We start from the raw sequence: 23,686 nt of genomic DNA on the forward strand, positions 1-23,686 counted from the left end.
GTCCGCGCTGTCGTACAACAGGAGTCGACAGCGCGGGCATTCCTGAATATTACTTACGCGATCATCAGCTCCAGCTTTTCACGCAACTCCCCTTCCAGCGGCAACGCTTTCTGGGTTTTGAGATCGATACAGACAAAGGTGATCAGCGCATCGGCCACTACCTGCCCTTCTGGCTCAAGCGTGACGACCTGGCTCAATACACCACTTTTGCCATTCAGTTGTTGGACCTCACTGGTCACGGTGAGCACATCCCCCAGCACAGCCGGGCGGCGGTAGTTAATGTTGATGTTGACGACCACAAACGCGATGTTGTGTGCGGTCAGCCACTGGAAGCTTTCGCTGTTCTCCAGGCCATCCCAGCGCGCCTCTTCAAGAAATTCAAGGTAGCGGGCGTTATTGACGTGCTGGTAAACATCGAGGTGATAACCACGGACTTTGATTTGTGTCTGCATAGCGCAATAGCCTTTCGTTGTTATAGGTTCAGAGGTCATAACTGGTATGACCTCTTTATCCTGGCAAATTTTTGCCGCAGTGCAAGTGATTACGCGATTACAGCGTCAGGTGTGCGAGATTGCGCTCAACCAGCGCGCTGCCCATACCCGGCACCTGCTTGAGATCGTCAAGGGTTTTGAAAGGACCGTACTCCTCGCGGTAGCTAACAATGGCCTGGGCTTTTTTAAGTCCCACACCGTTCATCACGCGCGCGAGCTCTTCTGCCGATGCCGAATTGATGCTGACTCGCGTACCGTCATCCTCTGCACTTTTACCGGCATCAGTCGCTTTTGATTGCGTATAAGCCTGCGCAGCTGAGTCTGTTTTGGTCTGTGCAGCCTGCGCTTTAGCCGAGGGCGACGCCGCCAGCGCGCCCGCACTCATCCCGGAAGTGGCAATAGCCAGTGTAATTAACAGTGCTTTGATTCCACATTTCATGCTGTTTTCTCCTTGTTTGTTGACAGCCACGCCACGATAGCCGTACGAGAAAACAGGGACAAACAGCAGATTGCAGAAATGGAAAAGGCCGCGAAAGCGGCCTTTAGTTTTTGCAGAGCGTTACGAAAATCTGCGAGCAGGTACGTAATTATTGCTCCTGGGTCACCACATCACCCAGCTTGATTTTGGCTTCTTTACGCAGGTTGCTCATCATCGCTTCGAAAGCAATCTGGGCATTATTCTGGGTAATTCCCTGAACCATGGCCTTCTTCTGCGCGTCTGGCAGCGTGCCGGCTTTGACTTCATCCAGCGCCAGAATCACCACGTTACCCTGCATATCGGTCGTGGTGCCAAAGACAGGTTTGTCTTTCGCCGGCAGGCTCAGACCAAACGCCGCCTGGCTGACAGGATCCTGACCGGTACGGCTCAGCGTTTTGGCTTCGCCAAAGCTCAGGCCAGCCGCTTTCAGTGCATCGTTCTTACCGGCTTTCAGATCGGCCAGAATTTTCTCTGCATCCAGTTTTGCCTGCTGTGCCGCTTTGTTGTGTTTGACCAGCGCCACCACCTGATCTTTCACTTCCGCCAGGGGCTTCACTGCCTCGGCTTTGTGCTCGCTGACGCGCAGTACGAACGCACGGTCACCGTCAACGGTAATGATGTCTGAGTTGCTGCCCGGCGTACCGTTCTCACCTACCAGACCACCATTGAAAATGGCATCTGAAACCGGTTTGAAGTTCAGTTCTTCCGGCAGATTTTCATGGCTGAACCAGCCCGTCTCAACCGCTTTCACGCCAGCAGCCTGCTCAGCGCCCGCCAGTGATTCGTTGTCGTTGCTTGCGGCATCGCTCACTTTCTGTTGCAGAGCATAGAAGGCGTCCAGCGCTTTCTCCTGCTTCACTTTCGCAGCGATATCATCACGAACGTCAGCCAGCGGCTTGGTTTTCGCCGCCACGACATCGTCCAGACGCGCCACCAGGAAGCCAACGGAGGATTTGATTACACCAGACAGTTGGCCTTTCTCTTTAAGACCCGCATTTTTCAGCTCGTCCGGGGTAGTGGAATCTTCCAGCCAGCCCATATCACCGCCGTTTTTGGCAGAAATAATGTCGGTGGATTTTGCTTTCGCCACGGTCGCGAAATCAGCGCCTTTGTTCAGCTCGTCCAGCACGGCTTTTGCTTCTGCTTCCGTTTTGGTCTGGATCACGCTGTAACGGTTACGCTGCGGCTGAGTGAACTGATCCTGATGCTGGTCGTAATAAGACTGGATCTCGGCGTCAGTCGCGTTTTTCTGCATCGCGGCAGCATCCAGCTTGATATAGCTTACGCGGAACTGTTCAGGAGAGATGAAGTTGTTCTTGTTTTGCTCGTAGTAAGCATTAACTTCAGCGTCGCTAACCTGCTGTTTCGCCGCCAGTGCATTGACATCAATCGTCGCTTCACGCACCACGCGTTGCTGCGCTACCAGTGCCGCCAGCGCTTCAGTTTCGCCTTTCAGCATGAAATCGGTGCCCACCACCGCGTTGATCAGCTGTTGCGTGGTCAACTGGTTACGCAGCGCCTGTGCGTACTGGTCAGCCGTCATCCCCATCTGGTTAACAATGCTGTTGTAACGCGCGTTGTCGAACTTCCCATTAGACTGGAAAGCCTGCGTTGAGAAGATGGCTTTTTTAACCTGCTCATCGCTGATGCCCAGACCGAGGCTTTTCGCGTACTGGTCCAGCAGCGCTTCGTCGATAAGGCGGTTCAGCGTCTGCTGACGCAGGTTTTTCATATAGCCTTCGTTGGCTGCAAGTTCAGAGTATTGGTCGCCCAGCTGTTGCTGCATGCGGTTACGTTCACCAGCAAAAGCGTTCTCGAACTGCCCACGGCTAATTTCCTGGCCATTCACTTTTGCGGCGTAGTTCGCGCCACCGCCGATGAGGTAACTACTCACACCGGTCAATATGAACGACACGATAATGATACCGAAAATAATCTTGAGCACGAGACTGTTAGCAGCCGTGCGTAAGCTGTCCATCATGGTGTAACAACACTCCGCTGTAGGTGACTGGTTACCTGACGCTGACGGAAAATCCTGACCGTCGCGCGTAAAGGCGTATTGTGACAAGAAAACAGGGCAATTGTCAGCCCACAACTCGCATAAACTCGCACAAATCAGGTCTGGACAAACAAAAAAGGCACATCAAACGATGCGCCCTTGTACTTTTCAGCTTCCCTGGAGCGGGAAAGCAATCAATTTACTGCGTCTTTCAGCGCCTTACCTGCACGGAAACCCGGCACTTTAGCGGCAGCAATGGTGATCTCTTTACCGGTCTGCGGGTTGCGGCCAGTACGGGCAGCACGCTCTTTAACCGCAAAAGTACCGAAGCCTACCAGTGCAACGTCGTCCCCAGCTTGCAGAGATTCAGTAACAGAAGCAATTAAAGCATCTAAAGCACGTCCAGCTGCAGCTTTAGAAATATCAGCACCCGCAGCAATTTTGTCAATCAGTTGAGATTTATTCACTGTTCTCTTCCTCTCTTTATAATTTATATCGCACCTGAATCCTTCACAGCGCGACCGCGCAGCAGTTATATCAGTCCTGCTATGACCTTACAACACCCGTTGTTGATGGCTAACCCAATCAGCAATCTAAATTAGCTATACAAAAAAAGGCTGGCAAGTACGAAATGACTTACCAGCCTTGTTTTTATTAGCGCTCTTTGCGCGAGGTCACTATTTTGCGGTTACAACCTGCATTCCGGACGGTTCATTTTGCAGTGCGAGAGTCAGAACTTCCTCAATGCGTTTCACCGGATGGATCTGCAAATCGGCAATAACGTTGTCCGGAATCTCTTCCAGATCGCGTTTATTCTCGTAAGGAATCAATACGGTTTTGATCCCACCACGGTGTGCCGCCAGCAGTTTTTCTTTTAACCCGCCGATGGGCAGTACCTGACCACGCAGCGTAATTTCACCAGTCATGGCCACATCAGCACGGACCGGGTTCCCCGTCAGGCAGGAAACCAGCGCCGTACACATAGCAATACCCGCGCTTGGGCCATCTTTCGGCGTCGCCCCTTCCGGAACATGAACGTGAATGTCGCGTTTTTCGTAGAAATCCGGGTTAATACCCAGTTTTTCCGCGCGCGCACGCACCACGGTCAACGCTGCCTGGATGGACTCCTGCATCACTTCACCGAGCGAGCCAGTGTAGGTCAGCTTGCCTTTACCCGGTACACAGGCGGTTTCAATGGTCAGCAGATCGCCACCCACTTCCGTCCACGCCAGTCCAGTCACCTGACCAACGCGGTTTTCGTTGTCCGCACGGCCATAGTCGAAGCGCTGAACGCCGAGGTAAGCATGCAGATTGTCGCCGTTAATCACGATGTGCTTCAGGCTCTTATCCAGCAGCAGCTGCTTAACCGCCTTACGGCACAGTTTAGAGATCTCACGCTCAAGGCTACGCACGCCCGCTTCACGGGTGTAGTAACGAATAATGCCGACAATAGCGCTGTCCTCAACGGTCAGCTCGTTAGCTTTCAGCGCGTTACGCTCAATCTGCTTCGGCAGCAGGTGCTGCTTAGCAATGTTCAGCTTCTCGTCTTCGGTATAACCGGACAGACGGATCACTTCCATACGGTCCAGCAGCGGTGCCGGAATGTTCATGGAATTCGACGTCGCCACGAACATCACATCGCTCAGGTCGTAGTCGACTTCCAGGTAGTGATCGCTGAACGCCACGTTCTGCTCTGGATCAAGCACTTCCAGCAGCGCCGACGCCGGATCGCCACGCATGTCCGAAGACATTTTGTCGATCTCGTCGAGGAGGAACAGCGGGTTTTTGACGCCCACTTTCGCCATCTTCTGGATCAGCTTGCCCGGCATAGAACCGATATAGGTACGACGGTGGCCGCGGATTTCCGCTTCATCACGCACGCCGCCCAGCGCCATACGGATGTACTTACGTCCGGTCGCTTTGGCGATGGACTGGCCCAGAGAGGTTTTACCCACCCCTGGAGGCCCTACCAGGCACAAGATTGGACCTTTGATTTTGTTCACACGGCTCTGTACCGCGAGGTACTCAAGAATGCGGTCTTTCACACGTTCCAGGCCATAGTGGTCGGTATCGAGGATTTCCTGTGCCTGACGCAGGTCTTTTTTGACCTTGCTGCGGGCATTCCATGGAACCTGAACCATCCACTCAATGTAGCCGCGTACAACGGTCGCTTCCGCCGACATCGGAGACATCATTTTCAGCTTCTGCAACTCAGCTTCGGCTTTCTCTTTCGCCTCTTTCGGCATCTTCGCCGCGTCGATCTTACGCTTCAGCGCTTCGTTTTCATCCGGCGCATCGTCCATCTCGCCGAGCTCTTTCTGAATGGCTTTCATTTGCTCGTTCAGATAGTACTCACGCTGCGATTTTTCCATCTGCTTTTTGACGCGGTTGCGAATGCGCTTCTCAACCTGGAGCAGATCGATCTCAGACTCCATCATCGCCATCAGGTATTCCAGACGTTCGTTAACGTCGGACATTTCCAGCACGGACTGTTTGTCAGCCAGCTTCAGCGGCATGTGCGCAGCGATGGTATCCGCCAGACGTGCAGGATCGTCGATGCTGTTCAGCGACGTCAGCACTTCAGGTGGGATTTTCTTGTTCAGCTTGATGTAGCCTTCAAACTGGCTGATCGCGGTGCGTACCAGCACTTCCTGCTCGCGCTCATCAAGTTCCGGTGAATCAAGGTACTCTGCCTTCGCAGAGAAGTGCTCGCCATCGTCTGACAGAGTGGTAATACGCGCGCGCTGTAAGCCTTCCACCAGCACCTTCACGGTGCCATCTGGCAGCTTCAGCATCTGCAAAATAGAGGCCACGGTCCCGACGGTGAAAAGATCGTTTACACCCGGCTCATCCGTTGATGCTTCCTTCTGCGCAACCAACATGATTTTTTTATCATGATCCATGGCGGCTTCGAGGCAACGGATAGATTTTTCCCGCCCTACAAATAAGGGTATGACCATGTGCGGATAAACCACCACATCGCGCAACGGCAATACGGGGATTTCAATGCGTTCAGAACGCTCAGGATTCATAGAGCTCTCTCTTAGTTTAGTGTCCGCCAGGTAAACTGGTCATGTAACTGTGCTTCACACAACCATTAACATGTAATCCAGTATATGGGGATGTTTCCCATACATTCAACGCCATGAATACGGAAAAAGTAAAGGGGAGATAAAATCCCCCCTTTTTGATTAACTGATTGTATGAAATGGTGAATTATTCGCCAGATGCCTGCTGCGCTTCCGGTTTACCGTAAATCAGTAACGGCTTGGTCTGGCCACCAATGACGGACTCGTCGATCACGACTTTTTCGACATCTTCCATAGAAGGAAGATCGTACATCGTGTCGAGCAATGCTGCTTCCACGATAGAACGCAGGCCACGGGCACCGGTTTTACGCGCCATCGCTTTCTTGGCAATCGCGTCCAGTGCTTCGTCACGGAATTCCAGCTCAACGCCTTCCAGATTAAACAGCGCCTGATACTGCTTGGTCAGCGCGTTTTTCGGCTCTTTCAGGATCTGAATCAGCGCGTCTTCGCTCAGTTCGTTCAGGGTCGCCACAACCGGCAGACGGCCGATAAATTCCGGAATCAAACCAAATTTGATCAGATCTTCCGGTTCAACCTGCGCCAGCAGCTGGCCTTCGTTTGGTTTTTCAGACGTAGCTTTCACCGTTGCGCCAAAACCAATGCCGGAGCCGGTTTCCACACGGTGAGAGATCACTTTATCCAGGCCTGCAAACGCACCACCACAGATAAACAGGATCTTGGAGGTATCAACCTGCAAGAATTCCTGCTGCGGATGTTTACGCCCACCCTGCGGTGGAACAGCCGCAACCGTACCTTCAATCAGCTTCAGGAGCGCCTGCTGCACGCCTTCGCCCGAGACGTCACGGGTGATGGATGGGTTGTCTGATTTACGGGAGATTTTGTCAATCTCATCGATATAGACGATCCCGCGCTGGGCTTTCTGTACGTCGTAATCGCACTTCTGGAGCAGCTTCTGGATAATATTTTCAACGTCTTCGCCCACATAACCGGCTTCGGTCAGGGTGGTGGCATCCGCCATGGTGAACGGAACATCCAGCAGGCGCGCCAGCGTTTCCGCCAGCAACGTTTTACCGGAACCCGTAGGCCCGATCAGCAGAATGTTACTTTTGCCCAGTTCCACGCCATTGCTGGTATCGCCGTTACGCAGACGCTTGTAGTGGTTGTATACCGCCACCGCCAGCACTTTTTTCGCCTGCTCCTGACCAATGACATAGTCGTCCAGGTGGTGGCGAATCTCGTGTGGCGTTGGTAACGCGCTGCGCTCACGGTGCGGCGCGACTTCTTTAATCTCTTCGCGAATGATGTCGTTACATAAATCGACGCATTCGTCGCAGATATACACGGACGGCCCGGCAATCAGTTTACGCACTTCATGCTGGCTTTTGCCGCAAAAAGAGCAGTACAGCAGTTTGCCCGAACCATCTTTGCGTTTATCTGTCATGAGTCCAAACCTCTTTTTAAGTTCTATGTGCCGCACATGACGACGCAAATGCCATACTCAGACGCAAGCTGCTTACAGGCAACGTGCCGCCCTAAATTAGTATAGCGGCACACTCGCGTCGCGGGCATCAATTACGATGGGTCAAAATGGAGTCGACTAAGCCGTACTCAACTGCCTCAGGTGCAGACAGGAAGCGATCGCGCTCGGTATCGCGCTCGATCTGCTCGAGTGGTTGACCCGTATGCTGCGCCATAAGTTCATTCATGCGCGCTTTTACTTTCAGAATTTCTCGGGCGTGGATTTCAATATCCGTCGCCTGGCCCTGGTAACCACCCAGCGGCTGGTGAATCATCACGCGGGAGTTAGGCAGGCAGAAACGCTTACCTTTCGCCCCTGCGGTTAACAGGAAAGCCCCCATGGACGCCGCCTGTCCCATACAGATGGTGCTGACATCCGGCTTGATGAATTGCATGGTGTCATAAATAGACATGCCCGCCGTAATCACACCGCCCGGCGAGTTGATGTACAGGTAAATGTCTTTTTCCGGGTTTTCCGCTTCCAGGAACAGCATCTGCGCCACGATCAGGTTAGCCATATGGTCTTCCACCTGGCCGGTCAGAAAGATAACGCGTTCCTTGAGCAGACGGGAATAGATATCGAAAGATCGCTCACCGCGTGAGGTCTGTTCAATAACCATTGGCACCAGCGCCATATGGGGTGCAAAGTTATCTCGTTCGCCACTGTATGACATTTCCGTCTCCTGGTTCAAAATTGAAAACACCTGCTGTACTGATTGTAACCTTATGGACGGATTATCAGCCAGTCTCAATCATCGTGATTACATACTAATGGGGGTCGCCATGCCCTATTTCAAGCATAACAACGTTTTGTTGTAACGCTAACACTGAAAGGGCGTTTTAGCACCCTTCCAGGACTAAAGCTGTGATAAAAAAAACCCGTCGCCGGAGGGCAACGGGTTTTTTGTTCAAACTTTAAACCGTTGGGGCGAAATTACGCCTGCTGGTTCATCAGTTCGGTGAAAGAGGTCTCTTTTTCGGTTACTTTCGCTTTCGCCAGTACCGCTTCAACAGCCTGCTCTTCCAGTGCAGCGTTGCGCATGTTGTCCATCAGCTCTTTGTTCTTACCGTAGAACTCGATCACTTCTGATGGATCTTCGTATGCAGAAGCCATCTCTTCGATCAGGCCTTTCACACGCTCTTCGTCAGCTTTCAGCTCGTGGGTACGAATCACTTCGCCCAGCAGCAGGCCAACAACAACGCGACGTTTCGCTTGCTCTTCGAACAGCTCGCGTGGCAGTTCCATCGCTTGCTGCTGGTTGCCACCGAAGCGCTGTGCAGCCTGACGGCGCAGAACGTCGATTTCGCTGTCGATCAGGGCAGCAGGAACGTCGATGTCGTTCGCTTTCACCAGACCTTCAATCGCCTGAGACTTCACGCGGTTACGTACAGCGCCGTTCAGCTCGCGCTCCATGTTTTTACGCACTTCAGCACGCAGACCCGCAACAGAACCATCTTCCACGCCGAAACGCTTGATGAATTCTTCAGTCAGTTCTGGCAGTTCGCGCTCTTCAACTTTCTTCAGGTTGATGACGAACTTCGCTGCTTTACCTTTCAGGTTTTCAGCGTGGTATTCTTCAGGGAAGGTCACGTCGATGGTGAACTCTTCGCCTGCTTTGTGGCCTTTGATACCGTCTTCGAAGCCTGGGATCATACGACCCTGGCCCATCGCCAGTACGAAATCAGACGCTTTACCGCCTTCGAACTCTTCGCCGTCTACTGAACCGGTGAAGTCGATGGTTACGCGGTCTTCCGCATCAACAGCGCCTTCTTTCTCTTTCCAGTTCGCCTGCTGCTTACGCAGGGTATCCAGCATGCCGTCAACGTCTTCGTCAGTCACGGAAACGATCGGTTTTTCAACTTCGATTGATTCCAGACCTTTCAGCTCAACTTCCGGGTACACTTCGAACTCTACGGAATAGGTGAAGTCTTCGCCCTGCTTGTATTCACCTGGAACGTAGTTTGGCGCGCCGGCTGGATTGATTTTTTCTTTGATGATCGCGTCGATAAAGTTGCGGCTCATCAGTTCACCCAGCACATCCTGACGCACGGAAGCGCCATAACGCTGAGCAACAACATTCATTGGTACTTTGCCCTTGCGGAAGCCGTCAATACGTACTTTTTTTGCTACGTTGACCAGCTCGCTTTTCACAGCAGTTTCGATGCTGTCAGCAGCGATAGTAATCGTTACACGGCGGCCAAGGCCTTGAGTGGTTTCAACTGAAACTTGCATCTTGTTACCTCAAAAAAATCACAGTGCTCGGTCAACTCTGAATCTGTCTGTTATACCGGGATGCTCTCTTATGTGCAGATTCACATTCCCTGTCGCCAGAATCATCCCGAAGACATTCAATAAGACGCGGCATTATAGCGGCATCACTTAGGTGAGTCGAGAACGGTTGGAGCATGTTGCTGCGGCTTTTTTCACACTTTAAGGCTATTTTTAGCCTTAAAAACGCGCCATCCGCTCAAAACTCAGACAAAACAAAACGGCCCGAAGGCCGTTTTGACGAAATCTGTAAGCAACATACTGGAAAAACTCCGGCGGTTGCAAATCCGATTTATCAGGCGATGGTGCCTGCACCCCGACAAGGCGGTGATGCGAATACCGTATCCTGCAGCCCTTCCCATTCCTTAATGGTGTAGGTATGCAGCGCCAGCGCATGTACGGTTGTGGAGAGTTCTTCCGTCAAGGTGCTGTAGATCAAGCGGTGTCGGTTCAGGAAACGTTCTCCCGTGAAGCGATCGCTGACCAGAACCACTTTGAAGTGGCTTTCAGAACCTGCCGGCACGTTATGACGATAGCTTTCGTCGACAACTTCGAGAAACACAGGGTTGAACGCTGCCCTTAATTTTTCTTCTATCTGTTCACGTATCATCATGAAATCACTCCTCCGACAACGCTAAGATGTCACCCATCCCTTTAAATATTAGCCGCTTTTACCGGTTCCATTACACCGTGACAACAAATATTTAGCTTTCGTCTGATTTTCTCATCCAAACGGATGAAGTTCACTATGAGGTTCATACGTTTTGTCACTTACAGGCAGAGAAAAGCGGAAAGGTGGTCAGTTTTCGGACAAGGCGATGAATTTACATGCGTTGACCACTTCCCCTGGCCGTTGGCGATGTTATGATGGCGGCAATTTTTCTCTCTTTGCTTACGATTCGTTGAGAACCCGAAAATGTTAAAAAAAATCTTCTTTCCGTTGGTAGCACTCTTTATGCTCGCCGGTTGCGCAACCCCGCCGACGACCATTGACGTTTCACCAAAAATTACCCTGCCTCAGCAGGATCCAAGCCTGATGGGCGTGACGGTCAGCATTAATGGCGCCGATCAGCGTCAGGACCAGGCGCTGGCGAAAGTGACTCGCGACAACCAGCAGGTTACGCTGACCGCTTCCCGCGACCTGCGCTTCCTGTTGCAGGAAGTACTGGAAAAACAGATGACCTCCCGTGGCTACATGATTGGCCCAAGCGGCGCGGTTGATCTGCAAATCATCGTGAACAACCTGTACGCTGACGTCTCCCAGGGTAACGTTCGCTACAACATTGCGACCAAAGCCGATATCTCCATCATCGCTACCGCGAAGAACGGCAACAAGATGAACAAAAACTACCGTGCAAGCTATTCCGTTGAAGGCGCATTCCAGGCCTCCAACAAAAATATCGCTAACGCGGTTAACAGCGTGCTGACTGACACCATTGCCGACATGGCACAGGACACCAGCATTCACGACTTCATCAAGCAGAACGCACGTTAATCCTGCTGACTGACCCGGTGCTTCACCGGGTCAGTTCATAAGAACATGTCCAGTCACTACTTACGCATTTTCCAGCAACCGAAATCAGCTATTCTGCTGATCCTGGGTTTCGCCTCCGGTTTACCCCTTGCGCTCACCTCCGGCACGTTACAGGCGTGGATGACGGTTGAGAACATCGATCTTAAAACCATTGGTTTCTTCTCGCTCGTCGGCCAGGCTTACGTCTTTAAGTTCCTGTGGTCGCCAGTGATGGATCGCTATACCCCACCGTTCCTCGGGCGCCGTCGCGGCTGGTTAGTGATGACGCAGGTGCTGCTGTTGCTCGCCATTGCCGCAATGGGTTTCCTTGAACCGTCAACGCAGCTGCGCTGGATGGCCGCGCTTGCGGTGGTCATCGCCTTCTGCTCCGCCTCGCAGGACATTGTTTTTGACGCCTGGAAAACGGACGTCCTGCCAGCGGAAGAGCGTGGCGCCGGTGCGGCAATCAGCGTGCTCGGCTACCGCCTGGGTATGCTGGTTTCCGGCGGACTCGCACTGTGGCTTGCTGACCGCTATCTCGGCTGGCAGGGCATGTACTGGCTGATGGCCGCACTGCTGATCCCCTGCATTATTGCCACCCTGTTCGCGCCTGAACCGAGCGATGTGATCCCGGTTCCACGCTCGCTGGAGCAGGCCGTCGCCGCACCGCTGCGCGACTTCTTTGGTCGCAATAATGCCTGGCTGATCCTGCTGCTTATTGTCCTTTATAAGCTTGGCGACGCTTTCGCCATGAGTCTGACCACTACCTTCCTGATCCGCGGCGTCGGGTTTGATGCGGGCGAGGTCGGCGTGGTGAACAAAACCCTGGGGCTGTTTGCCACGATTGTCGGCGCGCTGTACGGCGGCGTATTGATGCAGCGCCTGACGCTGTTCCGCGCTCTGCTGATATTTGGCATCCTTCAGGGCGCATCGAATGCCGGTTACTGGCTGCTGTCGATCACCGACAAGAATATGATCAGTATGGGGACGGCGGTATTCTTTGAGAACCTGTGCGGCGGTATGGGCACTGCGGCATTTGTCGCCCTGCTGATGACGCTGTGCAATAAGTCATTTTCCGCTACCCAGTTTGCGCTGCTCTCTGCCCTTTCCGCCGTCGGGCGCGTATACGTTGGCCCCGTCGCGGGCTGGTTTGTTGAAGCCTACGGTTGGCCGACCTTTTATCTCTTCTCGGTGGTGGCGGCCGTGCCGGGGATTTTATTGCTGCTGGTCTGTCGCCAGACGCTGGAATATACCCAGCGGACGGAACACTTCATGCCGCGCACGGAATATCACGCTGCCTATCGGTTTGCCCTGCGTCTGCTAATGGCAGGTTGTCTTGCCCTGGTAGGGTGGCTCACGGTGCTCATCATGAATGCGACTACCGACTTTTCACTTCCTTTTGAAACCCTTCTGCTTGATGCAGGTGTGTTTCTCGCCCTGGCGGGGATCCTGACGGGTGGGATGCTGGATTTCATGTCATTACGAAAAACGCAGATGACATGAAGTAAAAAGCGAAAGGTTATTTCCCGTTGTAATAACAGCCCGAAATTATAACGGTGAAATAACCGCCATCGACAAAAAAAATATTTGTTGTTTTGTGCGGGATAGCATTCGGAAATTATTGGAGCTTATTTCGCTACGCTATTTTTCATTAAACGATTCAGCATTCGAAACATTGAATTTTCGTTTTTTAGTTGTCTTTTTATTGATAATTAATTGTTAACTAATTGTGTGTTTTTCGCAATGGTTATACCAATTGCCCCTTTTGCGGTATGCTGGGGCACCCTTTCGTTATAACGCCCACTCCGTGCGGCTTCCGTCTGGAAACGCGACATAATTTGCAACACTTGTGACATGTGCGGCAGAACCCAGTAACACCTTCCTGACACAGGGCTAATGATGTTTACAGTAATGTAACCTTCCCGTAAAATGCCCCCACACTTTAAACGCCACCAGACTCCCGTGGAATTGAGGTCGTTAAATGAGACTCAGGAAATACAATAAAAGTTTGGGATGGTTGTCATTATTCGCAGGCACTGTATTACTCAGTGGCTGCGATTCTGCACTACTAGACCCCAAAGGACAGATTGGACTGGAACAACGTTCATTGATACTGACGGCTTTTGGCCTGATGTTGATTGTGGTTATTCCTGCCATCTTGATGGCTGTTGGTTTCGCCTGGAAGTATCGTGCGAGCAATAAAGATGCGAAGTATAGCCCTAACTGGTCACACTCCAATAAAGTGGAAGCTGTGGTCTGGACGGTACCTATTCTGATCATCCTGTTCCTTGCTGTACTGACCTGGAAAACCACTCACGCACTTGAGCCGAGCAAACCGCTGGTTCACGATGAAAAACCCATTACCATTGAAGTGGTCTCCATGGACTGGAAATGGTTCTTCATCTATCCAGAACAGGGCATTGCTACCGTGAATGAAATCGCCTTCCCGGCGAACACTCCGGTTCAGTTCAAAGTGACCTCCAACTCCGTAATGAACTCCTTCTTCATCCCACGTCTGGGCAGCCAGATTTACGCGATGGCCGGTATGCAGACTAACCTGCATCTGATTGCGAATGAAGCAGGCACCTACGACGGTATCTCCGCCAGCTATAGTGGCCCGGGCTTCTCGGGTATGAAGTTCAAAGCTATCGCTACGCCAGACCGCGCGACTTTCGACCAGTGGGTTGCAAAAGCGAAGCAGTCTCCAAACACCATGTCTGACATGGCGGCGTTCGAAAAAGTGGCTGCACCTAGCGAATACAACAAGGTGGAGTACTTCTCTAACGTGAAACCGAATCTGTTCAAAGATGTTATTGGCAAATTTATGGATCACGGCATGAGCATGGACATGACCCAGCCTGAAGGCGAGCACAACACGCACCAGGGTATGGAAGGCATGGACATGAGCCACGCGGAAACCGCTCACTAAGGGGCCGAGGAAGAAAATGTTCGGAAAATTGACATTGGATGCGGTGCCGTACCATGAACCCATTATCATGGTTACGATTGCTGCAATTATCATTGGTGGCGCGGCCTTAGTTGGCCTGATCACTTACTTCGGTAAGTGGAGCTACCTGTGGAACGAGTGGCTGACTTCGGTTGACCACAAAAAACTCGGCATCATGTACTGCATCGTCGGTATCGTCATGTTAATTCGTGGCTTTGCGGATGCAATCATGATGCGTAGCCAGCAGGCGCTTGCGTCTGCGGGCGAAGCCGGATTCCTGCCACCGCACCACTACGATCAGATCTTTACCGCTCACGGCGTTATCATGATCTTCTTCGTGGCGATGCCGCTGGTAATCGGTCTGATGAACGTTGTCGTTCCGCTGCAAATCGGCGCGCGCGACGTTGCGTTCCCGTTCCTGAACAACCTGAGCTTCTGGTTCACCGTTGTCGGCGTTATCCTGGTTAACCTGTCACTGGGTGTGGGCGAATTTGCTCAGACCGGCTGGCTGGCCTACCCGCCACTTTCGGGAATTGAGTACAGTCCGGGCGTGGGCGTTGACTACTGGATTTGGGCGCTTCAGCTCTCCGGTGTCGGTACCACCCTGACCGGTATTAACTTCTTCGTGACCATCCTGAAGATGCGTGCACCAGGTATGACGATGTTCAAGATGCCAGTATTTACCTGGGCATCTCTGTGCGCCAACGTCCTGATTATCGCGTCGTTCCCAATTCTGACCGTCACCATCGCGCTGCTGACCCTGGATCGTTATCTGGGTACCCATTTCTTCACGAATGATATGGGTGGCAACATGATGATGTACATCAACCTGATTTGGGCCTGGGGTCACCCGGAAGTGTACATCCTGGTTCTGCCGGTGTTCGGTGTGTTCTCCGAAATCGCGGCAACCTTCTCGCGTAAACGTCTGTTTGGTTACACCTCTCTGGTGTGGGCAACCGTGTGTATTACCGTCCTGTCGTTCATCGTCTGGCTGCACCACTTCTTCACCATGGGTGCGGGCGCCAACGTAAACGCCTTCTTCGGTATTACTACTATGATTATCGCGATCCCGACCGGGGTTAAGATCTTCAACTGGCTGTTCACCATGTACCAGGGCCGTATCCAGTTCCACTCAGCGATGCTGTGGACCATCGGCTTCATCGTGACCTTCTCCGTAGGTGGGATGACCGGCGTGCTGCTGGCGGTTCCGGGCGCTGACTTTGTCCTGCACAACAGTCTGTTCCTGATTGCGCACTTCCATAACGTTATCATCGGCGGCGTCGTCTTCGGCTGCTTCGCAGGTGTGACCTACTGGTGGCCAAAAGCGTTCGGTTTCACCCTGAACGAAAAATGGGGCAAACGCGCCTTCTGGTTCTGGATCATCGGCTTCTTCGTGGCGTTTATGCCGCTGTACGTGCTGGGCTTCATGGGGATGACCCGTCGTCTGAGCCAGCAGATCGATCCGCAGTTCCATCCGATGCTGATGATTGCAGCGGGCGGCGCCGCGCTGATTGCCTGCGGTATCCTGTGCCAGCTGATTCAGTACTACGTGTCTATCCGTGACCGTAACCTGAACCGCGACCTGACCGGTGACCCGTGGGGTGGCCGTACGCTGGAGTGGTCTACCTCTTCTCCACCTCCGTTCTATAACTTTGCCGTAGTGCCGCACATTCATGAGCGTGACGCATTCTGGGAAATGAAAGAAAAAGGTGAAGCGTACAAGCAACCTGAACATTACGAAGAGATCCATATGCCGAAAAACAGCGGTGCGGGCATCGTGATTGCCGCCTTCGCAACGGTATTTGGTTTCGCAATGATCTGGCACATCTGGTGGATGGCGATTGTTGGCTTCGCTGGCATCGTAATCAGCTGGATTGTGAAGAGCTTTGACGAGGACGTGGACTACTACGTACCAGTCCGTGAAGTTGAAAAGCTGGAAAACCAGCATTTTGACGAGATTTCTAAAGCGGGGCTGAAAAATGGCAACTGATACTCTGGCGCACTCGACTGCCCACGCGCATGAACATGCGCACCATGATACAGGACCGACGAAAGTCTTCGGTTTCTGGATCTACCTGATGAGCGACTGCATCCTGTTCTGCTGTCTGTTCGCAACCTATGCCGTTCTGGTGAACGGCACAGCGGGCGGCCCGACCGGTAAGGACATCTTTGAGCTGCCGTTCGTTCTGGTTGAAACCGCACTGCTGTTATTCAGCTCCATCACCTACGGCATGGCGGCTATCGCCATGTACAAAAACAACAAAAGCCAGGTTGTTTCCTGGCTGGCGTTGACCTGGTTGTTTGGTGCTGGCTTTATCGGGATGGAAATCTATGAATTCCATCACCTGATTGCGGAAGGCTTTGGTCCGGATCGCAGTGGCTTCCTGTCAGCGTTCTTCGCGCTGGTCGGCACCCACGGTCTGCACGTGACCTCTGGTCTGATCTGGATGGCAGTGCTGATGTTCCAGATCTCCCGTCGCGGCCTGACCAGTACTAACCGTACCCGTATCATGTGCCTGAGCCTGTTCTGGCACTTCCTGGACGTGGTATGGATCTGTGTGTTCTCTGTTGTCTATCTGATGGGGGCGATGTAATGAGTCATTCTAACGATCATGGCGCTTCCCACGGCAGCGTAAAAACCTACATGACAGGTTTCATCCTGTCGATCATCCTGACGGTGATCCCGTTCTGGATGGTGATGAACGGTTCTGCATCTAAGCCGGTTATCCTGGGCGCAATCCTGGTGACCGCGGTGATTCAGATTCTGGTGCATCTGGTTTGCTTCCTGCACATGAACACCAAGTCCGATGAAGGCTGGAACATGACGGCCTTTATCTTTACCGTGATTATCATCGCTATCCTGGTAGTCGGTTCCATCTGGATTATGTGGAACCTTAACTACAACATGATGGTTCACTAAGAGCGGCGAGTATGTTTAAGCAATACCTGCAAGTCACGAAACCAGGCATCATCTTTGGCAACCTGATCTCCGTAATCGGAGGGTTCCTGCTGGCCTCTAAAGGCAGCATTGATTACACCCTCTTTATCTACACGCTGGTCGGTGTGTCACTGGTGGTTGCGTCCGGTTGTGTATTTAACAACTACATCGACATGGATATCGACAAGAAGATGGAAAGGACCAAAAATCGGGTGCTGGTTAAAGGCCTGATTGCTCCTTCCGTCTCGCTGGTGTACGCCACCTTGCTGGGTATTGCTGGCTTTATGCTGCTGTGGTTTGGTGCTAACCCGCTGGCCTGCTGGCTGGGGGTGATGGGGTTCGTGGTGTATGTAGGCGTCTACAGCCTGTATATGAAACGCCACTCCGTCTACGGCACGCTGATAGGTTCTCTCTCCGGCGCTGCGCCGCCGGTGATTGGCTACTGCGCCGTCACGAACGAGTTCGACAGCGGTGCGCTGATCCTGCTGGCTATCTTTAGCCTGTGGCAGATGCCGCACTCCTACGCCATCGCGATTTTCCGCTTTAAGGATTATCAGGCAGCGAACATTCCGGTTCTGCCGGTCGTGAAGGGCATCTCAGTTGCCAAAAACCACATCACGCTGTACATCATCGCTTTTGCCGTGGCAACGCTGATGCTCTCTCTGGGCGGTTACGCCGGATATAAATATCTGGTGGTGGCCGCTGCGGTGAGCGTCTGGTGGCTCGGCATGGCTCTGCGCGGTTACAAAGTGGAAGATGACAAGGTCTGGGCACGCAAGCTGTTTGTGTTCTCGATTGTCGCCATCACCTCCCTGTCCGTGATGATGTCCGTAGACTTCATGGTGCCAGATTCACAAAGCCTGCTGACGTACGTCTGGTAAGAAGACTGAAGTAAAAACGCCGGGTTTAACCCGGCGTTTTTTATTGGTACGGCGTAACCCCTTTCTTTAACAGTATATTACCGTATTTCGCTGTCTCGCCTGTCACCACAATGGCGTACGCTTTCTGTGCCCGCGCATAAAACGCATAACGGTCAATACGCATAATCCCCTCCCCTTCCGCCTCACCAAAGAGTGCGTTGCGATAGCGTGCTTCTACCTGTATATCGAGCATATCCCCGTCGACAGGGGCCATCATCACCAGCGGTGGCGCATAGCTATCGAGTTCAAACAGCGGTATCACCGCGACCAGCAAATCGCTGATGAGCAGGCCATCTGCGCGGATCGTCTTTGGCCCCAGGCTGTGCGCGGGAAAGTGAGCGTCTGCAAAAATAATCTCGTCACCATGGCCCATCTCTGCCAGCGTTTTCAGCAGCTCGGGTGAAATCAGTGGGGATATCGTTTTAAGCACGGCTTTGCTCCTCAGGATAGAAATAACGGTAACGATAGTGGACCCGATCGCGAGCAGCCTCAGCGCTGGCCGTTTCTCCGACGCCCCACCATCCGTACAAAGATGCTCCCAGCACGGTCGTATCTGCATCTTCAAGAACCTTCACCGGGATCCCAAGCGCATTGGACTTGAGCTGATTCCACAGCATATTGCGGCTACCTCCCCCCACCAGCAGGAGTTCACGCGCCTTAAATTGCGCGATCGCCTCCAGCGCCTGGAGTTTTTCTTGCAGATGCACCGTGAGTCCTTCCAGGGCTGCGCGGTAAAAATGGGCTGGCGTGGTGGTGAGCGTAACGCCCTGCCAGCCGGCGAGCGGAGAATCGAGCAACTGGGTATTCATCGTGACGCCATCCGCCCCGTACGGAATTGCCGCCGCCTGATCCAGAATAGTGTCCCAGTTGACATCAGGCGACCAGAACAGCGCGCGGATCCACTCCAGTACGCCAGACGCCAGATATTGCATTCCCGGATTATAGAGCCCCGTCCGGCTATCCAGTTCGCAGGTCGCGCCCGGGTATTGCCCCAGTAAAGCGGTATCAACCTGCGAGGTGCGCGCCATTAAAATCTCCCAGGTTCCCGAAGAGAGAACCGGCTCATTAATTCCCGCACCGGCGCCAAAAAGGGCAAACTGCGTATCGTGCCCGGCGGAGATCACCGGCACACCGCAAGGCAATCCGAGTCTGGATGCAGCGTCGGGCTGCAGTTCACCCATCATCTCTCCGGGGGAAACCAGCGGCGGGAAAAGGGAATGAGGCACGCCGATCTTGCTTAAGATCGTTTCGCTGAAGCACCGCTGATGCAGATCGAACATCTGACTGGTACCGGCCATCGTGAGATCGGTCGTCATTTTTCCGGTCAGGCGATGGTTGATTAGCGAGGAGATAAAAAGCCAGGCGTGAGCACGCTGTAACAGATCGGGATGGTTGTCCTGAAGCCAGCCTAGCTTATACAACGTGTTGAAACTAAACTGCCCAACGCCGGTGATCTGCTGTAGTTCAGCCGGGGAGCATAAACGGGCAACCGCTTCCATCACCGGCACGGTTCGTGGACATTTCCAGCTGATGATCGGGTAAAGCAGTTCTCCGCGCTCATCTACCAGCGCGCCATCCACGCCAAAGGTCGTCACACTCATTCCGCACAGTTGATGCTTGCTCAGCACTGCGCTGATTTTCTGACAACAGACGGCAAAACGTTGCATGATGGCGTCGAGCGACCACTGGTGCCAGGCCGGATTTTCAGCGACACTTTCGCTTTCGTTCGCCACCGAGGCTCGCGCCACAATATTACCTTCAGGATCCAGCGCAATGGCGCGCACGTTCGTCGCGCCACAATCGAGAACCAGAAAACATTTTTTCATTGCGGTCCCCACAGGCTGCCAGTCCGCCGGAGCAGGCTGGCAAACCGGCTTATTGTTTGTATAACGGTCCGTAATTTTCACAGGCGCGGTAATCCTGCCCTTCCGGATCCATACCGTGAGCGCCCCAGGCCGTCGGCCGATAAATCAGCGCCTCCGGTACGTTATGCATGCACACGGGAATGCGCAGCATGGACGCCAGGGTGATGAAATCAGCACCGACGTGCCCGACGGTTAGCACCCCGTGGTTAGCCCCCCAGTTCGCCATCACTGAATAGACGTCGCTGAACGGGCCTTTACCGGTCAGACGTGGGGCAAACCAGGTGGTGGGCCAGGTTGAATCGGTGCGCTTATTCAGAATGTCATGTACTTGTTCCGGCAGCTCAACACTCCAGCCTTCCGCTATCTGTAATACCGGGCCCACCCCCTTGATGAGGTTTACGCGGGTCATGGTAAATGGCACGCCACCTCGGGTGAGGAAGTTTGATGAGAAACCGCCCCCGCGAAAGTATTCATGCACCGCCGGACACCAGTGGGTTGCGGCCAGGCACGCGTTGGCTTCCTGCTCAGTAATGTCCCAGTGTGGTTTCAGGGTCGGTTTCCCCTCGGCGTCTTTCTGCTCCGCTGTACCGTCCAGTGCCGCCGAGCCGGAGTTGATCAGATGAATAATGCCCTGCTCAGCCCGTCCTGTGAGTTTCTGGCCGGTAACACGCTCAACCGACTCTGGCGACCAGTAGGTGCGCACGTCGGCGAAGATTTGCGCTGTACCGGTCATCAGATGTCCAAACAGCATTGCTACCCCGTTCAGGCTGTCATTTTCCGTCGCCACCACCAACGGCTGGCGAATACCGTTCCAGTCAAAGGAGCTGTTCAGCAGCGCCTCTGCGGTATCGCCATTTGGATACTGATCCGTCCAGTGGCGCTGTCCCTGGAACCCGGACGCGATGGCGTTATAGCCCAGAGATTCCTCCACGCGGCCCATCGCAGCGAGTTTTGGGTTACCCTGCATCATGTCGCGGATGCACATCGCCATCAGCAGACTCTCCCGCAGGATCGCGGCATTCTCCTGTTCATTGCGACGATACTGCTCCGCGTTTTTATCCTCGCCGAAACGGAAATGTGCTTGCGCCCAGTCCAGGGCCAGCTCAAGTTCTTGCTCGTCGTAAATCTTATGATCGATGCGGCGACGCAGTTCGGTCATATCCACCGCCTGCACCTTCATCCCCAGCCAGGATTCAAAGAAGTTGTGATCGACAATCGAGCCCGCAATCCCCATTGAGACACCGCCCACCGACAGATAACTTTTCCCCTTCATGCTGGCAACCGCCAGGCCCGCCCGGGCGAAGCGCAACAATTTTTCCTCAACGTCTGCCGGGATGGTCTCGTCGCCCGCATCCTGTACATCGTGGCCGTAAATGGAAAACGCCGGGATCCCTTTCTGGTTATGCGCCGCCAGTGCCGCCGCGAGATATACTGCCCCCGGACGCTCGGTGCCGTTAAAGCCCCAGATCGCTTTCGGACGCAGCGGATCCATATCAATGGTTTCACTCCCGTAACACCAGCAGGGGGTGACGGTGATCGTCAGACCAACGTGGCACGTGCTGAACTTCTCTTCGCAAGCAGCGGCCTCCGCCATTCCGGCAATGCAGCTATCGGCAATCACGCACTCAACGGGCGTACCGCAGGGGTGGCGTAATTTTTCACTGAGTAGCGCCGCCGTGGCTTTCGCCATGTTCATGGTCTGCTCTTCCAGAGACTCGCGTACGCCCATTCGGCGGCCATCAATAACAGGTCGAATGCCAATACGGGGTAACGCTTTTATCGTTTTCATAGCCCTTCCTCACGTTGGTTAACCTATCCGTCTCAGGGGCATAGCCGTGAAAAAGCGCCCAGGCAGCGCCGTGAACGGAAAGTGGTGAAATTTGCTAACTCGAATTAGCTTAGGGTTCACACTAAAAATGAGACAAGATAAATGTGCAGGATCTGTGAGCAGTTTCACGATGAGAGGTCAAAATTCGATCAGTGTCAGGTATTACGATTCAGCAAAAACTAAACATATCGTTTAAATTCAATCAAATAACAAAATACCTTTGCACGACGTCACAATTTGAATACAAATGATTTGGCTAAATTATAACCCTAAAATAGCTTTTAAGGACGAAAGCTAAGTCGAGTTAGCTTATTAACTAAATCACTGTGGCTTGTGATTCATTGCCTTTCCAACACAGGAATTTTGCAATGTCAGAGACTCTTATTCAGATGACGCGCATTACCAAACGCTTTCCCGGCGTGCTGGCGCTGAATCAGGTTGATTTCGATTTACGCTGCGGCGAAGTTCATGCCCTCTTAGGTGAAAACGGTGCCGGCAAATCGACGCTGATGAAAATTTTATCCGGTGTTTACCAACCTGATGCCGGTGAAATTCGCTTTGAAGGGCAATCCGTATCATTCAGCGATCCGCTAAGTGCTCAGCATGCAGGTATTACGATTATCCATCAGGAATTTAATCTCTTCCCCGATTTAACCGTGGAAGAGAATATCTTTATTGGCCGTGAATTCTGCAAAAATAGTCGCTGGCAGTTAGATAAACGCGCCCAGCGACAGGCGGTTGAGAAAATACTGCACACGCTGAATTTAAAAATCGCCCCGGACGCCCGCGTCAGTGAATTAACCGTAGCCCAGCAGCAGATGGTGGAAATTGCCAAAGCGATTTCGGTCAATGCCAAAGTGCTAATCATGGATGAACCCACCGCCGCGCTGACCGAAAGTGAAATCGAGAGTTTGTTTGACGTCACGCGGATGCTCAAGGCTCAGGGCACGGGGATTGTCTACATCTCGCACCGTCTGGAAGAGCTGGCGCTGATCGCCGATCGCGCGACCGTCATGCGCGACGGACAATACATCGCCACCGTAGATTATGAAACGGTTCAGATCGGCGAGCTTATCGCCATGATGGTTGGCCGCAATCTCGATAACATCTACCCAAAACGCCCGCCGCATCAGCGCAGAGAAAAAGTGCTGGAGGTGAACGGCCTGACGCGTAATGGTGTACTGCATGACATCAACTTTACCCTCTGGCGCGGTGAGATCCTCGGTCTCGCTGGCTTAATGGGCGCAGGCCGAACTGAACTGGGCCGGGCCCTGTTTGGCGCCGATGCGATCGACGCTGGCACCCTGACGCTGAACGGCACCCCCACACGTATTAAAGACGTGGCTGACGCCATTGAGAAAGGCATCAGCTATTTAACAGAAGACCGCAAAAAAGAGGGACTCGCCCTCGGCCTTTCTGTTGAGATGAACATTATGCTCGGCAATTACCCGGACTACGCTGGCGCCGCGGGTAATGTTGATGAAAAACGCTGCCGGGAGTCCAGCCAGAAACTGGTGGATACGCTGCGAATAAAAACGCCACATCTGGAACAGGCGGCACTGAATTTAAGCGGCGGTAATCAACAGAAGATTATTATTGCCCGCTGGGTCTGCAAAGACACCGATATTTTAATTTTTGATGAGCCAACCCGGGGAATTGACGTTGGCGCCAAGCTGGAAATCTACGAATTAATGAATCGCCTTGTCGCTAAAGGTAAATCGATCATCATGATTTCATCCGAACTGCCGGAAGTATTAGGAATGTGCGACCGCATACTCGTGATGCGCAGCGGCCGCATTGCCGGCGAAATAGCGGCTGAGCACGCCACCCAGGAAAAAATCATGCAATACGCCACGCTGGAGGATTAATC

At 53.1% G+C, this 23,686-nt stretch carries 20 protein-coding genes; 8 read left to right on the forward strand and 12 right to left on the reverse strand.

The window, feature by feature from the left end:
- Positions 1 to 53: 53 nt before the first annotated feature.
- From ACOTX2_RS10285 to bolA, 9 genes are all read right to left on the reverse strand, one after another.
- Positions 54 to 452: a YbgC/FadM family acyl-CoA thioesterase gene (locus ACOTX2_RS10285; RefSeq protein WP_017694410.1), complete on the reverse strand. Its 399-nt coding sequence runs from the start codon at positions 450 to 452 to the stop codon at positions 54 to 56.
- 97 nt (positions 453 to 549) lie between these two features.
- On the reverse strand, positions 550 to 930 hold the full coding sequence (locus tag ACOTX2_RS10290; protein ID WP_038415510.1) for a helix-hairpin-helix domain-containing protein: 381 nt from the start codon (positions 928 to 930) through the stop codon (positions 550 to 552).
- A gap of 148 nt (positions 931 to 1,078) precedes the next feature.
- Complete coding sequence (gene ppiD / locus ACOTX2_RS10295; RefSeq protein ID WP_045622311.1) at positions 1,079 to 2,950, reverse strand: peptidylprolyl isomerase; 1,872 nt, start codon at positions 2,948 to 2,950, stop codon at positions 1,079 to 1,081.
- A gap of 212 nt (positions 2,951 to 3,162) precedes the next feature.
- A complete protein-coding gene (gene hupB / locus ACOTX2_RS10300; RefSeq protein ID WP_002444653.1) occupies positions 3,163 to 3,435 on the reverse strand; it encodes a nucleoid-associated protein HU-beta in 273 nt (90 codons plus the stop codon).
- A 210-nt stretch (positions 3,436 to 3,645) separates the two neighbouring features.
- Positions 3,646 to 6,000, reverse strand: a complete 2,355-nt coding sequence (gene lon, locus ACOTX2_RS10305) for an endopeptidase La (protein WP_006809878.1) — start codon at positions 5,998 to 6,000, stop codon at positions 3,646 to 3,648.
- Between the two features lie 184 nt (positions 6,001 to 6,184).
- Positions 6,185 to 7,459 (reverse strand): ATP-dependent protease ATP-binding subunit ClpX, encoded by a 1,275-nt coding sequence (gene clpX / locus ACOTX2_RS10310; protein ID WP_006809879.1) that lies wholly within the window; start codon positions 7,457 to 7,459, stop codon positions 6,185 to 6,187.
- Positions 7,460 to 7,586: 127 nt separating this feature from the next.
- A complete protein-coding gene (gene clpP, locus ACOTX2_RS10315) occupies positions 7,587 to 8,210 on the reverse strand; it encodes an ATP-dependent Clp endopeptidase proteolytic subunit ClpP (RefSeq protein WP_006809880.1) in 624 nt (207 codons plus the stop codon).
- Between the two features lie 260 nt (positions 8,211 to 8,470).
- Positions 8,471 to 9,769 (reverse strand): trigger factor, encoded by a 1,299-nt coding sequence (gene tig, locus ACOTX2_RS10320; RefSeq protein WP_063147916.1) that lies wholly within the window; start codon positions 9,767 to 9,769, stop codon positions 8,471 to 8,473.
- Between the two features lie 331 nt (positions 9,770 to 10,100).
- The gene (gene bolA / locus ACOTX2_RS10325; RefSeq protein ID WP_003859051.1) at positions 10,101 to 10,418 is read right to left on the reverse strand and encodes a transcriptional regulator BolA; all 318 of its coding nucleotides are present in this window, start codon (positions 10,416 to 10,418) and stop codon (positions 10,101 to 10,103) included.
- A gap of 303 nt (positions 10,419 to 10,721) precedes the next feature.
- Between bolA and ACOTX2_RS10330 the strand changes: the two genes are divergently transcribed.
- The 7 genes from ACOTX2_RS10330 to cyoE all read left to right on the forward strand — a co-directional run bounded on the left by ACOTX2_RS10330 (position 10,722) and on the right by cyoE (position 18,084).
- On the forward strand, positions 10,722 to 11,300 hold the full coding sequence (locus tag ACOTX2_RS10330) for a lipoprotein (protein ID WP_022647246.1): 579 nt from the start codon (positions 10,722 to 10,724) through the stop codon (positions 11,298 to 11,300).
- A gap of 45 nt (positions 11,301 to 11,345) precedes the next feature.
- Entirely contained in the window at positions 11,346 to 12,821 is a 1,476-nt protein-coding gene (ampG, locus tag ACOTX2_RS10335) for a muropeptide MFS transporter AmpG (RefSeq protein WP_063147915.1), read from the forward strand.
- A gap of 478 nt (positions 12,822 to 13,299) precedes the next feature.
- Positions 13,300 to 14,247 carry a cytochrome o ubiquinol oxidase subunit II gene (cyoA, locus tag ACOTX2_RS10340; protein WP_006809886.1) on the forward strand — a complete coding sequence of 316 codons (948 nt, stop codon included), beginning with the start codon at positions 13,300 to 13,302 and terminating at the stop codon, positions 14,245 to 14,247.
- A 16-nt stretch (positions 14,248 to 14,263) separates the two neighbouring features.
- Positions 14,264 to 16,255 (forward strand): cytochrome o ubiquinol oxidase subunit I, encoded by a 1,992-nt coding sequence (cyoB, locus tag ACOTX2_RS10345; RefSeq protein WP_006809887.1) that lies wholly within the window; start codon positions 14,264 to 14,266, stop codon positions 16,253 to 16,255.
- A complete protein-coding gene (locus tag ACOTX2_RS10350) occupies positions 16,245 to 16,859 on the forward strand; it encodes a cytochrome o ubiquinol oxidase subunit III (RefSeq protein ID WP_022647243.1) in 615 nt (204 codons plus the stop codon). The genes cyoB and ACOTX2_RS10350 overlap by 11 nt, the downstream gene beginning before the upstream one ends.
- Complete coding sequence (locus ACOTX2_RS10355) at positions 16,859 to 17,185, forward strand: cytochrome o ubiquinol oxidase subunit IV (protein WP_006809888.1); 327 nt, start codon at positions 16,859 to 16,861, stop codon at positions 17,183 to 17,185. Before ACOTX2_RS10350 ends, ACOTX2_RS10355 begins: the two co-directional genes overlap by 1 nt.
- Positions 17,186 to 17,196: 11 nt before the next feature.
- A complete protein-coding gene (gene cyoE / locus ACOTX2_RS10360; protein ID WP_022647242.1) occupies positions 17,197 to 18,084 on the forward strand; it encodes a heme o synthase in 888 nt (295 codons plus the stop codon).
- Between the two features lie 40 nt (positions 18,085 to 18,124).
- On the opposite strand, the gene fucU is transcribed toward cyoE, so the two are convergent.
- Genes fucU through fucI form a run of 3 tightly spaced genes read right to left on the reverse strand, consistent with a single transcriptional unit; the run spans position 18,125 to position 21,777 of the window.
- A complete protein-coding gene (fucU, locus tag ACOTX2_RS10365; protein WP_063147914.1) occupies positions 18,125 to 18,553 on the reverse strand; it encodes an L-fucose mutarotase in 429 nt (142 codons plus the stop codon).
- On the reverse strand, positions 18,546 to 19,949 hold the full coding sequence (gene fucK / locus ACOTX2_RS10370) for an L-fuculokinase (protein WP_063147913.1): 1,404 nt from the start codon (positions 19,947 to 19,949) through the stop codon (positions 18,546 to 18,548). The genes fucU and fucK overlap by 8 nt, the downstream gene beginning before the upstream one ends.
- Before the next feature lie 49 nt (positions 19,950 to 19,998).
- A complete protein-coding gene (gene fucI, locus ACOTX2_RS10375; RefSeq protein WP_022647239.1) occupies positions 19,999 to 21,777 on the reverse strand; it encodes an L-fucose isomerase in 1,779 nt (592 codons plus the stop codon).
- Positions 21,778 to 22,184: 407 nt separating this feature from the next.
- On the opposite strand from fucI, the gene ACOTX2_RS10380 reads away from it, so the two are divergent.
- Entirely contained in the window at positions 22,185 to 23,684 is a 1,500-nt protein-coding gene (locus tag ACOTX2_RS10380; RefSeq protein ID WP_022647238.1) for a sugar ABC transporter ATP-binding protein, read from the forward strand.
- The last annotated feature ends 2 nt before the right edge of the window (positions 23,685 to 23,686 follow it).

This window comes from Enterobacter cloacae complex sp. IR5412, from assembly GCF_049237385.1.
Lineage (GTDB): Bacteria > Pseudomonadota > Gammaproteobacteria > Enterobacterales > Enterobacteriaceae > Enterobacter > Enterobacter intestinihominis.

What these genes read in the sequence shown, in the direction of transcription:
- cyoA (WP_006809886.1), top strand. Translation starts at nt 13,300, where the DNA reads ATGAGACTCAGGAAATACAATAAAAGTTTGGGATGGTTGTCATTATTC.
- ACOTX2_RS10290 (WP_038415510.1), bottom strand. Translation starts at nt 930, where the DNA reads ATGAAATGTGGAATCAAAGCACTGTTAATTACACTGGCTATTGCCACT.
- clpP (WP_006809880.1), bottom strand. Translation starts at nt 8,210, where the DNA reads ATGTCATACAGTGGCGAACGAGATAACTTTGCACCCCATATGGCGCTG.
- tig (WP_063147916.1), bottom strand. Translation starts at nt 9,769, where the DNA reads ATGCAAGTTTCAGTTGAAACCACTCAAGGCCTTGGCCGCCGTGTAACG.
- cyoB (WP_006809887.1), top strand. Translation starts at nt 14,264, where the DNA reads ATGTTCGGAAAATTGACATTGGATGCGGTGCCGTACCATGAACCCATT.
- lon (WP_006809878.1), bottom strand. Translation starts at nt 6,000, where the DNA reads ATGAATCCTGAGCGTTCTGAACGCATTGAAATCCCCGTATTGCCGTTG.
- ampG (WP_063147915.1), top strand. Translation starts at nt 11,346, where the DNA reads ATGTCCAGTCACTACTTACGCATTTTCCAGCAACCGAAATCAGCTATT.
- cyoE (WP_022647242.1), top strand. Translation starts at nt 17,197, where the DNA reads ATGTTTAAGCAATACCTGCAAGTCACGAAACCAGGCATCATCTTTGGC.
- bolA (WP_003859051.1), bottom strand. Translation starts at nt 10,418, where the DNA reads ATGATGATACGTGAACAGATAGAAGAAAAATTAAGGGCAGCGTTCAAC.
- fucI (WP_022647239.1), bottom strand. Translation starts at nt 21,777, where the DNA reads ATGAAAACGATAAAAGCGTTACCCCGTATTGGCATTCGACCTGTTATT.
- ACOTX2_RS10380 (WP_022647238.1), top strand. Translation starts at nt 22,185, where the DNA reads ATGTCAGAGACTCTTATTCAGATGACGCGCATTACCAAACGCTTTCCC.
- ACOTX2_RS10285 (WP_017694410.1), bottom strand. Translation starts at nt 452, where the DNA reads ATGCAGACACAAATCAAAGTCCGTGGTTATCACCTCGATGTTTACCAG.
- ACOTX2_RS10350 (WP_022647243.1), top strand. Translation starts at nt 16,245, where the DNA reads ATGGCAACTGATACTCTGGCGCACTCGACTGCCCACGCGCATGAACAT.
- clpX (WP_006809879.1), bottom strand. Translation starts at nt 7,459, where the DNA reads ATGACAGATAAACGCAAAGATGGTTCGGGCAAACTGCTGTACTGCTCT.
- ppiD (WP_045622311.1), bottom strand. Translation starts at nt 2,950, where the DNA reads ATGATGGACAGCTTACGCACGGCTGCTAACAGTCTCGTGCTCAAGATT.
- ACOTX2_RS10355 (WP_006809888.1), top strand. Translation starts at nt 16,859, where the DNA reads ATGAGTCATTCTAACGATCATGGCGCTTCCCACGGCAGCGTAAAAACC.
- ACOTX2_RS10330 (WP_022647246.1), top strand. Translation starts at nt 10,722, where the DNA reads ATGTTAAAAAAAATCTTCTTTCCGTTGGTAGCACTCTTTATGCTCGCC.
- fucK (WP_063147913.1), bottom strand. Translation starts at nt 19,949, where the DNA reads ATGAAAAAATGTTTTCTGGTTCTCGATTGTGGCGCGACGAACGTGCGC.